At 51.5% G+C, this 13039-nt stretch carries 16 protein-coding genes and 1 pseudogene; 1 reads left to right on the top strand and 16 read right to left on the bottom strand.

Translation table 11 applies throughout. The features are described from left to right. Window positions 1-9: 9 nt before the first annotated feature. The 13 genes from DJ564_RS31735 to DJ564_RS31675 form a co-directional block, all read right to left on the bottom strand. The gene (locus DJ564_RS31735; protein ID WP_109635866.1) at window positions 10-453 is read right to left on the bottom strand and encodes a hypothetical protein; all 444 of its coding nucleotides are present in this window, start codon (window positions 451-453) and stop codon (window positions 10-12) included. 551 nt (window positions 454-1004) lie between these two features. After that, window positions 1005-1184: a hypothetical protein gene (locus DJ564_RS32120; protein ID WP_162556257.1), complete on the bottom strand. Its 180-nt coding sequence runs from the start codon at window positions 1182-1184 to the stop codon at window positions 1005-1007. Window positions 1185-1256: 72 nt separating this feature from the next. After that, a complete protein-coding gene (locus DJ564_RS31725) occupies window positions 1257-1802 on the bottom strand; it encodes a hypothetical protein (RefSeq protein WP_109635863.1) in 546 nt (181 codons plus the stop codon). A 99-nt stretch (window positions 1803-1901) separates the two neighbouring features. Next, window positions 1902-2201, bottom strand: a complete 300-nt coding sequence (locus tag DJ564_RS31720; RefSeq protein WP_109635861.1) for a hypothetical protein — start codon at window positions 2199-2201, stop codon at window positions 1902-1904. Window positions 2202-2306: 105 nt separating this feature from the next. After that, window positions 2307-2525, bottom strand: a complete 219-nt coding sequence (locus tag DJ564_RS31715) for a hypothetical protein (protein ID WP_109635860.1) — start codon at window positions 2523-2525, stop codon at window positions 2307-2309. A gap of 56 nt (window positions 2526-2581) precedes the next feature. Next, entirely contained in the window at window positions 2582-2857 is a 276-nt protein-coding gene (locus DJ564_RS31710) for a hypothetical protein (RefSeq protein ID WP_109635858.1), read from the bottom strand. A gap of 58 nt (window positions 2858-2915) precedes the next feature. After that, window positions 2916-3236: a hypothetical protein gene (locus DJ564_RS31705; RefSeq protein ID WP_109635856.1), complete on the bottom strand. Its 321-nt coding sequence runs from the start codon at window positions 3234-3236 to the stop codon at window positions 2916-2918. 16 nt (window positions 3237-3252) lie between these two features. Further along, window positions 3253-3603, bottom strand: coding sequence for a nucleotidyltransferase family protein (locus DJ564_RS31700; protein ID WP_109635854.1), 351 nt, complete (start codon window positions 3601-3603; stop codon window positions 3253-3255). 102 nt (window positions 3604-3705) lie between these two features. Further along, entirely contained in the window at window positions 3706-4707 is a 1002-nt protein-coding gene (locus DJ564_RS31695) for a hypothetical protein (RefSeq protein ID WP_109635852.1), read from the bottom strand. A gap of 94 nt (window positions 4708-4801) precedes the next feature. Further along, a complete protein-coding gene (locus DJ564_RS31690) occupies window positions 4802-5272 on the bottom strand; it encodes a hypothetical protein (protein WP_109635851.1) in 471 nt (156 codons plus the stop codon). A gap of 11 nt (window positions 5273-5283) precedes the next feature. Then, a complete protein-coding gene (locus tag DJ564_RS31685; RefSeq protein WP_057402048.1) occupies window positions 5284-5589 on the bottom strand; it encodes a hypothetical protein in 306 nt (101 codons plus the stop codon). Window positions 5590-5683: 94 nt separating this feature from the next. Next, window positions 5684-6364, bottom strand: coding sequence for a site-specific integrase (locus tag DJ564_RS31680; protein ID WP_109635849.1), 681 nt, complete (start codon window positions 6362-6364; stop codon window positions 5684-5686). Between the two features lie 472 nt (window positions 6365-6836). Next, a complete protein-coding gene (locus DJ564_RS31675; RefSeq protein WP_109635848.1) occupies window positions 6837-8183 on the bottom strand; it encodes a hypothetical protein in 1347 nt (448 codons plus the stop codon). Between the two features lie 405 nt (window positions 8184-8588). Between DJ564_RS31675 and DJ564_RS31670 the strand changes: the two genes are divergently transcribed. Next, complete coding sequence (locus tag DJ564_RS31670) at window positions 8589-9680, top strand: NotI family restriction endonuclease (RefSeq protein WP_162556256.1); 1092 nt, start codon at window positions 8589-8591, stop codon at window positions 9678-9680. A gap of 5 nt (window positions 9681-9685) precedes the next feature. On the opposite strand, the gene DJ564_RS31665 is transcribed toward DJ564_RS31670, so the two are convergent. The 3 genes and pseudogenes from DJ564_RS31665 to DJ564_RS31655 all read right to left on the bottom strand — a co-directional run. Beyond that, window positions 9686-11017, bottom strand: coding sequence for a DNA cytosine methyltransferase (locus tag DJ564_RS31665; protein WP_218277773.1), 1332 nt, complete (start codon window positions 11015-11017; stop codon window positions 9686-9688). Window positions 11018-11098: 81 nt separating this feature from the next. Next, window positions 11099-11665, bottom strand: a complete 567-nt coding sequence (locus DJ564_RS31660; RefSeq protein WP_218277772.1) for a tyrosine-type recombinase/integrase — start codon at window positions 11663-11665, stop codon at window positions 11099-11101. A gap of 313 nt (window positions 11666-11978) precedes the next feature. After that, window positions 11979-13038, bottom strand: a pseudogene (locus DJ564_RS31655) (IS21 family transposase); the annotation flags it as partial. Window position 13039 lies beyond the last annotated feature (1 nt).

Genomic DNA, 13039 nt, shown 5'->3' with positions numbered 1-13039 from the left:
AGTTTTCCGCTAAGGTTGCAAGCTTGCACTTAAAACCAGTTTGTAATTACAGCTGGATTTCTTGTCATCTGCATATCCGCAGTCACCAAAAGGAATGGTCTTGGATTCTCCTTGAGCCAATTCAACCTTCTCGTTAAGCATTCCTCCAGCCACCGACTTCGATGGAGCACCCGCACTCCAATTTGCCACGATGGATACCGTCACACGGTTTTCGGTGGACAACTCTGGAGTTAATGCGAGCCGTACAGTGTTGATCCCATCAACAACATTAGAGTCTTGGTCCTTCACCGGTAATGTGCCGCCGAGCACGATTGGGGTGGCAAAAGTAGTGATTACCTCATTGCCTTTGAACACCGTACCGGAGAGAAAAACGTTGCTTGGCGAAGCCGCAAACACCGGCGCTGTCATCAGCATGGCGAACGCGGAGGTGGCGATAATGGTACGAGCTTTCATGCTTTCATTTTCCTTCATGTCCACCGGCCTTCCCGGTGCCTCTTACGGGCTTAGCCCCAATCAAGGGGCTGTAGTGTTCCTTGACGGGAAGTTTCCTCAACCTTCGGACTGCTTGGCAGTCGGACGCCCAGACCATACTTTGTAGATGAAGAAAACCGCAGCAAGGATCGCGCAGCCTACGGCCATGCTATCTGGTCGGAACTCCCTTCTTAGCGAGTCAGCGACATTATACGAACCTACTCCGACCAGAAAAATGATCACCAAGGGCAGAAATGACTTCCATTTAGACATGCGTTTATCCTTCGTTTGCTGACGCAAAAGTGGGGGGCCCTTTACGTCTTCGGCCCAGTTTCTAGGCCGGGGCTTGGATGTACCTGGTACGTTTTTCCGCTGTACATAGAGCTGGTGGTGGCCAAGGTGACTTGTCGCCCTTGTTAACAGCAGCCACCAAGCTATAAGCGCGGTAGCCGATTTTTCTTTTACTTTGGAGCTGTTGCACGAAAACGGGCAGTTTCGGCCCGAACGCAGCCCGCTCTTGAAGCCACGCGGCGCTATTCGTATTGTTCGCGAATTTCCTTCTCGATAAAAGCACGAACCCCACCAACAATTTTTTTACCGAGACGTCGCTCAACTTTTTCGATGAACTCATCAATGAAATTATCTTCTTCAGAAAAAGTTAGATCTCGGAACAAGCTTCTCATTTCATGGTGCGAAGACTTCAGGCTAGACACAATCTCGCTCCCCGCCCGCCAGCTTCTTCCTTAGTCGCAAACTCCAACCCTTTAGCAATAATAATTTCCTACTTATTCGGCCTTGTTGCCCGTCGTGTTGTTCGCTGCACCTTTCATCCAAGCGAAGATATCGAAGTGTTCGTCATCCTCTCCGGCAGTGATTTTTGGGCTTCCGACATCGCCTTCCAGATCCGTGTTCGCGGTGATCAGGACCGTTTCCTCATCGACCGGCGTAGCCCCTCGCAATAACAAACGATCATAAAAAGATGGGACCATATCGACGACCAGCAGCAGGTAATCGTTAGCGGCTGCAACTCGGTACAACGCCCCGATTAACCTCTTCCCGAGACGCTGATGTGTCATGGTCTCCGGCATCAAAATATTCGGGATTTGCATCTGTCTGGCGTCGTGAAGGAAATGGAGCCTGAGAACGAGGGTTTTCCCTTCCCTCTCCGCATCCTGTTGGCAACGCACTTCGATTAGCGACTTACCTTCATTCGGCTTATGCTTCAGTTCGATTTTGGCATTTGTCAGATTGTCCAACCCAGGCCCGAGCATTTCGCATATGACCGAGTAGGCGATATCAGTGACCGCTCGCGCAGCGTTTGTCAGTTCCACATTTTTTCCTGCTCGATCCTGGGAACGAAAATCGTCCCTCTTCTACGGGCTTAGCCCCGACTGGCGGGGCTGTGGTGCTACGGGAATTTCCGTCAACTATCAGCCTTCATTAATTGGATACAGCCGCAGGCAGCAATCCCGAAAATCGCCAGAAAAGCCATAGAGTTCTTCCTCTGTCAAAGCTCCTGCAATATGGAGCCCCATCAGCAAACGCCACATTTGCGACACAGGCGCGGCTTGCGCTTGCATTGCGGGGTCTAATAGCAACTTGCCGATTTCTACCAGAGCCCCATCCAACATGATCGCGTTAGGAGCTGAAACTGGACGGACAGTAGCAGTGATGTCGATAAGGAGCTGCTCGACTATTGCAGCGACTTCATTTCTGACGACAGATGTCATGAGGAGGTATTCCTTCACTTTCCCGGACGCGAAAATTAGCGTCCTTCTACTGATCCAACCCCGCGTTTGACGGCGAGGTTTATGGTGTATGGACGGGAATTCCCGTTAACCGATCAGTGTGTATTTGTTGCAAAACGCTATCGTGAAATCGTTCAGGGCATTCAAATCAACACCCGGCATCAGTACTGCGTTTGAGGACATGACCAGGAGGTGCTTATCCATACGAGCATCTTCAATTTGCATGCCCTCCAGATAGCACGGATGCTCCCTCAGTTCCTTGTTTGCCAGGTCGATCAGCGCGGTTTTAAGCATGGCGGTTTTCATCTGTGCTGCTCCTTTGTATTGATTTGGGAAGACGATAAAGCGGCGGATCCTTTCCGTTAACTGGTGAGGGTGCTGACCGGGCTGAGTGCCTGGGCCAGTGTCATGACCTTTGCCCCTGCAAATTCTGTCGGAACCTGGGACACAAGAGCCATTAGCAGAACTTGCGCTTTAGATTCAGCGAGAAAGTTAAGCGGACCTTTCTCGCCTGCCTTGGTTTTGCCGGGTGCATCTGGCCGATACCAGTCGATACGGATCTTCTCAGGGGCAATTGCGAAACTCTGTAGCAGTTGCCCATGGGTGTTTTGAATGACCCATTTTTCAGCGTTGTTCATCGTGATTTTCCTATGACTGAGACGGATATAGTTGACGGCAACGCGTGCTACTAGCCGGTCATTCTTGTTTCTTGTCACTCGCTGAATCCCGAACACGCCGAGCATCCGCCTCTATCTCTTTTTGGGTGGCGCCATACCGACCGGTGAACGGGTTTTGGGTAAGCCCCAAAAAATCGTGTACACGCTGCGCCATGCCACTCCGGTCGATGTAGAACGCCCAGAGCCCGTTGAATGACATCCCTATGATGATAAAAACCAAGGACAACAGCCGTGTAGGCCCACTTTCACCAAACACAAACGGCACAAGGCCGGCAAAAAGCATCCCCGCTCCGACTGGCCAGAGCAGAAATGCTGCATACAGACTTCGCCGCACCTTCATGACTGAACTTCCTGGATCAGATGGTCGGGATAGTTGAGGTGGAATTTCCAACGTCATAGACCACGACACTTGACTGCCCTAAAGCCTGATGGATGCGGGGCGTCTCCACCTCACCTCCATACCAATCAAGATCGACGATCACAGGAACAATTCCGGCTATCGAGGCCTTGAGGCGCTGCGCTTCACAGGTCCAGGTAGTAAATGGATTGGTATCTCCCTGCAAGGTGAAAATCTCGACCGCGACATCCAGATCGCTGCTTGGCTTATGCGCGCCACGAACTCGACTGCCGAAGAGATACGCCTTTCGAATTAGCGGCTCCGAGCTGGCCCATTTCGCGACGGTAGCAGCCATAGTCTCAATGTTCATGATCCTTTTCCTATACCGATCTGCGTTTGCCGGTGCCCTTGCAAGCCTCACAGTCGCTCCGGGGGTACGCGGCAGTTCGCAGGGTCAAAACGGCTACTGCGTTCATGATCTCGCCTGAGCTTTTCGTTGACGCTTACGCTCGGCCTTTTCCAGGCGAGCTATGTCGCTCATAGTCATTGGGACAGCCGAGACGTGGCGCTGCATATCAGCCGTGGTATGTGAGTGCTTTTCAACAAATGGGCTCACCATTATCCATTCGTTAATAATGGCTATATGGCCATAGCTTTTGATGTATTCGTGCCACTGCATGAAGAAATTATTTTGAGTACCAGGGAACTTGGCCTGATACGCGGTCTCGCAAGCTATTGCGACGTCGCGTAATGCATCCCCGCGCTTAGCAGTGGCTGGTAGCTTTACATCTAGATCCAAGACGTCGCCTGCTAGGGCCTGCATGGTGGTCAGCTTGAGCAGGATCTGAAAGAACCGCTCAGAGAATGAAGGATGGATTCCTGCGCCGTCGTTCGTATTCGGAAACGTTCTAATGATCCAGAACAGCGCATGAGTGACATAGCGACGAATATCGATGTCCTCCATGCCTGGGAGCCATTGCTGAACTGCGCGGTATACAGCTGCCGCAGCGCATAGGTCGGCATCATGCTCGAAGGCGCGTAGCACATGGTCCTGGGATCCAAGTTCGATTTGGACCTCATTATGTGCGCGGAACAAATGAGTGTATTCGTGCGCCAACACCCATGTGAGGCCTATCTGAGGAAATAGATCTGGCAAACCGTCCTGACGGTCCTCATCCCCTTCTATGACATTCGATGATGCTAAGGCCGTATCGAGGCAGTGATCAATAATGCCCTGGCTGACCACAATAAGGCCAAGCGGATTGGCCTCAGCCTTGATTTGAACTGTTGTGAGCACAAAAATCTCTGGAACCGGTAAGTACACAGAAAACCTTACGCGCATGCGTTCCAATGCTGAACGTGCTTGATCAAATACAGAGGCTATAGCTGCGCGCCGCAAAGGGTCGGTGACGCTATCGAGATACTCGCTTACAGGTATCGTCCGGGCGTCGTTAATCTCCATGAAGTTTTCCATCAGGTTTTTCCTGCTCGTTCATGAGGGCCTAAAGTGCCCTGTTCCTCCTGACAACGCCCGCACGGCGGCGGGCTTGTTGGTGGAGCGACATTTCCTATAATTCAGACCGCGCCCAGCGCAGTCTGCTGATCGCTTTGAATTGACTGATACCGACTGAGCCACGTTCGTTTCGAGCCTTTGACCCAGGCCTTGTCAGTAACGCCTCAACCGCAGATCGATCCGCTTCAAAAATCTGGAAAGCGTTGTAATCCGCATCGAGAAGAACCAGTAAAACTGTATCGAAGGGTTGCCTTAAATCGATTGATCCCACTCGACCGCTTCGCATTCGTGGGCTGGTGAAATACCGCCCCTTGATTTGAATTCTGACTTTCAGCCCATCTCTCACTTCTGTCGCGTCGTACCCAGCTTGCCTAGCCAGTTCCAACTCGACGTTGAGGTGCCGAGCTGCCTCGTACTCTGCGATTTCCCCAGTCACACCCAGCGGTTTGCGAGTGAGTTGGTAATAACGGCGAGCCAAAACCTTGGTGTCTCGAAGGATCTGGTACACCTCATCGGCGTCCTCCATGCGGATTTCCTTTAATCGGACGCTAATCCCATGTGCATGACATACCACGCACCGATGTCCATACAACCTTCCCCAACATAACGACCGCCAAGACGACGAAGAAAACCCTGCTTAGCTTCCTCCGTGGACAGCCTCAACCAAGGGCTATCGTCGCCATACGAGACCAAGAGCTGTCCATTTGGTGCACGCTCGGCTTTGTATTGAGCGAACTCTGTTTCACCGTCAACGGCTTCATGGAGGGCGTATACGTCCTCTACGTCCGTCTGCACAGCGCCATCGAGCCATTCGTCAAAATCGGTCAGTGTGAGCCTAGCCATTGTTGATTTCCTCAAGTTCTCGGGGGCAAAAACCTCACCCCTGGACGGACATTTCAATATCAATGCTGACTAGCGGAAAGAGTTACCGATATCACTATGCCAGTGCAAGCTCGAAAGCACGACGGATAACCTCGATGTCAACAGTTAGATACGGCTTGCTGTGATCGAGGCAGGCATGACCGAGGATGGTCTGTACCGTCTCCACGTCGCCGGTCGCAGCCAGCACCTTTGCCGCCAGAGATCGCCTGCCACTGTGTGACGAACCCTGCTTGATACCGGCCTGCCGGTAGAGCCGACTGATCGTCTGCTGGAGCGAATCACAGGCACGGTAAACCTCCGGACCGCTGTCCAATTGGCGATGTTTAAACGCAAGTTCAAACGCTTGGCCCTTGTGTGTGGTAACCAGCTTTGAACTTGGGCGCAGGCCCCGATATTCATCAGCGCCGGACAGGCCCCACCGGCGTTGCAAGCGAACCGCGATCCAGCCGTCCAAGGCGGCAAGGCATCGAGCATGTGTCAGGTATACATTGCGGGGTCGGCAGCCCTTGGTGATGTCTGCTCGTAGATACACCTCGGACTTAATAGCTCCGCTGGGGTACAGCACGTCTGCGACCTTCAGCAAGGCCAGTTCGGTGACGCGAATCCCAGTGGTGTGTGTGAGCCATAAAAGCATCACGTCGCGCTCTGGCAGACGGCCAGTAACAGATGCAACGCGGATCAAGTGTTTGAATTGCCCTGGACGAAGGGATGCTGCGCGGCGGATGGGTGTAGTCATAGGGTTCTCTGTCAGGATTGATGACGAATCGCGGACGATCCTGAGAGAGTTTGCAACGGGCCTCCTGAATAGCTTACAGACCCGCGTGCCGTGGTGTTCACGGAAAATGAGAGAGGGGGCATATGGGGATATACGGTATTGGCAATAAGCCAGAATTGCTTTTAGGTATGCAGTCGCATGCTGCAAGCATTCACTATCGGGCGAAACCAGAACCGAGTCGAATGTCTGCTTCTGCCTGAAGAAATGTGGTGGGCTGGACGTCGCTTCTGGCCGTTTTCTGCCTCATGCGATGGGCCGCTTTGGGTCGTTTACTGCCCTTGGCGACAGGCAACAACCGGCCAGAAGCGGACTGCCACGGGCTCCGACGGATAGCTGCTCGCCTTGCGGATAGGTTGTGCTTAATACCAATCTGCACATGCATACGGGTTGCTCACGGTGTGCTCTCGGCGACCTGGAGCACAGTGCTTGTTCTCTAATGTGCTTCAGCTTCGTCTTCACCCTCATCATAATAGTCAACCAAGCTTCCCGTCACTTCACCAACCTCAAACTCGCCCAAAGCTCTGGTGCCGAGCAACAAGGTATTTTTAATTTCGACGCTAAACTCAATATCACGACCGGGTACATCGTGTTCCTTTCGATGATCGCCGCTTGCTGAACCGGAAAAAAGAGCCTTTAAGCCATTATCAAACGTAATAGAGTCTAAATCGCCAATCTCGACTTCATCGTATATAGTATCTGATTCTGTGATGGGGCCTGATAGCTCCTCACCTTGCAGTAAGTCATACTTGTGCTTTTCGCAGATGTCTCTGCACACTTCTTCTACTTGATCCTTGGTGATCAATTTATATTCTAAGTTTTCGAAGGCTGAAATGACATGGTCGAATAGCAGGTCGGACCCTAAGTCCTCGTTGTCTGACCCTTCAGCTTGTACAATATTGTCAAGGCTTGAGGCAAGATCTGTAGGGTCATAGTAAATATATATAACTTGTGATAGTTTTTCGTTATTGAAATTTTCATCGAGTATCAACGACTGGAAGTCTTTATAGCCAAATATCGTTGCTACGACCTCACCTAGTCCGGCCAGGGATAGCTGAATACCGTCTGCTTTCAGGCTTTCTTCGATAGCGAGCATGAAGCTATACGACGAGGGAAAACGATTTGATGCCTGTGCCGACTTTAATCTAGCATTTGCCACAGTAAATCGTTGTCTTTCGATTGTGGCATTCTGCTGTTTTTTTTCTTCTTCTAATTGAGCTTGATTCGCTCGGCTTTTAGCTTCTGTCGCTGCGGCTATCGCCGCTTCCGATACAGCTGCTGCCGCTTCGGCTTTTTCTTTGAATTTTGCACTTCTTAGCTTTAACTGTTCAGTTATTTCTTTTCGGCGATCAATATCTAATTGGACGTTCTGCTCCAGAAATTTCTTGTCTGGATCCGCAAGCAGCTTCTGTCTATTCAAGGCTTCTTGTTGCTTAGTCTTGCTCAATTCAATTGATATTGCTTGCTGGTGTAGTCGATCATTTGCAAATTTCTGTATCGATTTCAGCAATAATGAAACCCAAGGGAAAGCGAACAAAAAGAGAGTCGTCATTAATAAAGGGATGACAATTATTGTATTGAACGCTACTACGTCGGTTTCTTTTATGTATTTACTGAGCGCGTTAATCCTTTCTGTAGTGGTCCCGTCGCCCCATATTAGTATTGCCAAGTGACTCCAATTACAGACAATCCATGACCCTATGAACGCGCCAATGAAAGGATCATCGACCTTTGTTTTCGTGTTTCCGGAGATTGACTGCAATATATCGTCAAGGAATTTCATTCCGTATGACCTGCTTTCCTATGTTCAAAATGAGGTATGACTTGCCCTCAAGGCGCTGACGAGTATGGCGATATTGGGGACCTATCGATACCATCTGATGGCTGCAAGGCTTCACAAATTCCATAACGGTCGAGTCCGCACCGGTCATGAGTCGCCCGCCCACCTTGACTCTCCTCGTTAATGAGGGAGTAGTAACCGTCGAGGATGCCGACGCAGCGGTTAAATTTTGGGCCAGGCGTTCGATGGTGCGTGATGATCACTGCATGCTTACCATCACCACTAGTTGGTTCGCCTACGAGAGGACGACAAGGTGAAGGCACAGATGCACCCGCGCCGCGCCCCTAGCGAGGTGCCTCTCCCTCAGTTCACAAGCGGAGTGATTCGTACCGCCTTGGACGTACGTTCTTGAGCGTTTTACAAAGCTCTCGGCCGATATGTGTCTATCTGATAACTTTGTACGCTATGGCCAAATTACCTAGAAAACTAAAAGATCAAACAGCTCGCTTTGGTATCGGAGAGTGGTATGGGTACAACCTGACCCAGCTATCGAGTACAGAAAGACAGCTCCTCGCGGCTGAAACACTGAAACCGAAGAAAGCTAGAGCCAAGCAGCTGTGCCCATTTCAAGCGCGCAAGCAAGATGCTCTTTGCTCAAAAGATGGAGGCGTCTGCTCATTACGTCTCTACTCATATGCAGCGCATCCAGGAACTGGGCGGGCCATGGGTGTCCCTGTTGAGGGTAAACAGGGCGATCTTAGGGCTACGTGCCCAAATCGCTTCCATGAAGACCTAGAAATTTTTAAGTGGGTAGGTGAAACCATCCTCGGGGACTCTGACCCGAAACTTGTTGCTGAGGTAGGTTTTTTAGAGGCCGGCGCGACAACCGACAATGAAGGCGGTGAAGACGTTGGCCGAATTGATATGGTTCTTGTTAGCACGAAGACACCGCCAGGAGCGCCTATGGAGTGGGCGGCGCTGGAAATTCAAGCGGTATATTTCTCTGGTGACGCAATGCGAGGCGAGTTCGAGGCTTTTAGCGACAGTGCGGTAGATTGGGTAGTATTTCCAGCAGGGCGTCGTCGCCCAGATTACCGAAGTAGCGGGCCGAAACGTCTCATGCCTCAGCTCCAAATCAAAGTTCCAACGCTTCGGCGGTGGGGGAAGAAGATGGCCGTCGTTGTAGATCGCGCCTTCTTTGACTCTATCGGTGAAATGGACAACGTAAAAGACATCTCGAATGCTGATATCGCATGGTTTGTCGTGCGATTCGAGGAAGTCGAAGGCCAAAACCGTACACGAATTGTGCCTGACGAAGTCCGATACACGACCCTTGAGCGCTCAGTAGAAGGTTTAACAGGTGGGAAGGCGGTGCCCCTTTCGACTTTTGAAGGTCGGATCAGTGATAAGTTTGTCTGGCCTGTGCCAATAGAGCAGGTCAGTGGATCTGACCTGCTTGCGTTTGGTGATTTCGAAGCACCTTTACCTGAGTCGGATTAAGACCGTCAGGCGCAGATTTCTTCTTGCGCCTGTACTACTTCAATAACCATGTCTTTTTGGTCAGCCAGGTGATTTACCAGTTGATCAGCAATGGCTTTTGCCATCAACACCGGTACTGCATTTCCGACCTGCTCGTACTGTGATACGCGAGAACCTACAAAACGATAGGTGTCAGGAAAAGACTGGAAACGTGCTGCTTCGCGCACTGTCAGAGTTCGGTCTTGATCTGGCAGAAAAACTGTTCCCCAGTGTGGGTCGCACTTGGTCAACATGGTCCCAGACAAACCATCTTTATGGAGTCGACCATAACGTTTTGTATGATCAGACTTGCGGGCGCGCTGCATACCTTTAGGCAGAAGATCGTGGGGGATATCACGCCATGATCCACCGGGCTTTACATGCTTCATACGCTCAGCATTCTGCTTAGAAAGCTTGGCGGCAATGTGGTTAAAAGTTTCTTGCGCACCATTACGCATTGTTTGAGCGTAGGCGCTGTGAGCGGCTGCCTGATATTGGACAATTTCAGCCCCTTCCCCCATCTCTAAGCGTGGGAGATCGCCAATGGCTTCGTTAACGCTCACCCATGGGTTAAGGCGGGAACGGTCACTCTCAGATAGCTGGAATGTCATCGTGCTACCGCCACGGAAATTGGCGCGGCCAACTGCGTAATGTGTAGGTTCAGGATGCTGAACTTCTGTGAAGCGGGAGCCGAGAAGAATTAGCCGCCAGCGTTCTTGCGGAACGCCGTAATGAGCTGCGAACAGAATCTTGGCCGTTACGTGGTATCCAAGATTGGTAAAAATATCGATGATCTGACGGAACACTTTTCCGTCATCTAGAGATAGCAAGCCAGGAACGTTCTCGAATACGAAAGCCTTGGGCAGGAACTCTTCTAGGAAACGCTCATAGTGCCTGAACAAAGCATTCCGGGGATCACTGAGAAAACGCTCTGGGGCGTTAATCGAGAAACCTTGGCAGGGTGGGCCTCCGACTAGAACGTCTAGCTCACCAGGCTCCAGGCCGAGAAGATTTCTAACCTCTCTTGGATCCACCTCTTCGATAGTCCGGCAGTCTGCAATGGCTTCTGGATGATTGAGCTTAAACGTCTCGATGGCCTCTGGCATCACATCGTTGCCATAGAGGCTGACATAACCAGCTTGTCTAAAGCCCTCGGTGATTCCACCTGCACCACAAAACAAATCGATTGTGCGCAGCGGCTTTTTTTTCTTCCGCGATCCACGAGCTTTTTTGGGCACAGGAGTGTCGATGGAGCTGCCGCCTGTACCTACGTAGATTTCGCTGTTTGCTTCGATTGTCATACCATACTCATTAGCCATTGCTTCTACTCCTTTCAGTAGACATTGGTCAGGTGTGGCCAGGGTCGCAATCCCTGGTCGCACCGTTATCTTCTGTTCAGCTCAGCGGCGTGGCGCTGCTGGCCACAACCTATCAAACCTTGTTGGTTTAGCTGCCGTGTATTGCACGGTGTGCTGGATGTTCTTGTGCCCTAAATAGTCCTGGATTAACCGTGTATCTGCACCTTGGTTGGCCAGTTCGTACCCGCAAGCGTGGCGCAGCATGTGCGGATGGGTAGCCAGAGGTAAATGAGCCTTCTCGCCATATCGACGAATGGCATCCCAAGCGGTACGCCGATTCAAAGGATTCAGTCTCTCTGAAATGAAAAAAGCATCATTTTCAGGTTTCATTTGAGCCCTAACCCGAAGCCAGGCTTTTATATACTTCAGTTCATCTGTACGTAGCGGATGCGTTGTAGAAAGGCCTTTTTTCAAGCGAAAAACGTGTAGAACACGAGTCTCAAGGTCAACTTGCGCCAATGTCATGCCACAGGCTTCAGAGACGCGTAGGCCATGACGGAACATGAGCAGCAGTAGACAGCGATCACGCATTTCGTGGCGACTCTCTTTGGTCGCCGCAATCAATCGATCGACTTCGATCTGCGTCAGGTGTTTTCGGGGCTCGATCATTTTGTCCAATCTTCGATGCAAAACAAACGGCGCAATCCCGCGCCGTACCGCAAAAGGATAACACCACATTGGACAAAATGAATCTTTTTGTCCTTAGTTGTCCAAGCTATTTCTACCGCCCTCGGCGCGTTTTGACTCCCGCGACTCGTGGCGTCACCAGTGATACTTCTATGGGCTCCACTGCGCTAGGATTAATTAAGTTGGAATAGATGATTTAACTGTTTTTTTATACAGTATAATTCAAGTTTTTGCTATTGCCATCTGCTGCTTCAAAAATTAACGGGAGCAATGATTCAGAGATTCAGAGGGAGCTTTACGCAGTTAGCTGCCTGTTGCGAAGGGCCGGAATCGTACAGATATGGCGCAGCATGTGGTGTTCATTGGTGGTCCGGAGCTGGTAGTAGCGCGCCGTATTGGCGACAGGCGCTACCTTGAATTGAAGACTGGTCTCGGCGGACGGAGGGGCTGCTGTCGATGTTAGCCGAGCTGGAACATTCCGGATGTGGTCAGCGCTCAAGCTGCCTGATTAAAGTACCAACTCCACCGTCACCAGCAGGGCATCACGCCCCGGCGATGGGAACCGCAGCCGTACCTGCGTCATGACTCGATCAGCGTTGGGGTGACGTCTCAGGTCGACGCGTAAAAAGCACCAATGGCTTCGGCAGATCATCAAATGTAGCGCTATTGCGTAGTGCTCCAGGCTTGCGTTCGATAAGAGGGATGTAGTGCTGCCGGTCGCAGCTGACCTAGTCTCGATCATTGAGTCGTTTGTGACTGGCAATCATCGTTTCATCGGCAATGACCACCACCGAAGAGGGATACAGGCGGCTGCTGACCCACTGGCCGACCTGCTCGCAAGGCACCGAGTGACGATTTCGGCCCACACTGATCAAGCAGGTGTTGGAGGCCCTCACCGTGCATTCGACCTAACCATCAAAGGCGGTCAGCATTGACATCATTTCAGCTCGTTCAAGCTCCAGAGCCGCCAACGTTAGCCCGTTGTACTGCGGGTGCACCAGGTCGCTCCGAAGAGCACGGCGGTGTTGGCCTACGCAGGTATTCAGTTCCTCGAAGATGTGGAACATGCAGTTTTGAGCATCGAGCGCAAATGCGCCGTCGGCTGTCGTGGAGGTTCTTTACAACGATGCCTTTTCCTAATCCGAGGGCGCGTTGCAAAAGTCCGGGTCGAACAGGTAGTGGGCTCACATCACGGCAAACCGGGTATGACCGTGCGCCACTGGCACCTGTTGCCCCTTATCGACAGCGGTCTTCATGTTGTCGTAGATACCGCGACGCGGCACCCCACCTAACGCACAAACTGAGCGGGTTTGGGCATCGACCAGCATCTCGTGGCCTTGGCTGGGATATGCAACT

The sequence above is a fragment of the Pseudomonas sp. 31-12 genome (assembly GCF_003151075.1).
GTDB lineage: Bacteria > Pseudomonadota > Gammaproteobacteria > Pseudomonadales > Pseudomonadaceae > Aquipseudomonas.
This window is presented reverse-complemented; position numbering and strand designations above follow the sequence as displayed.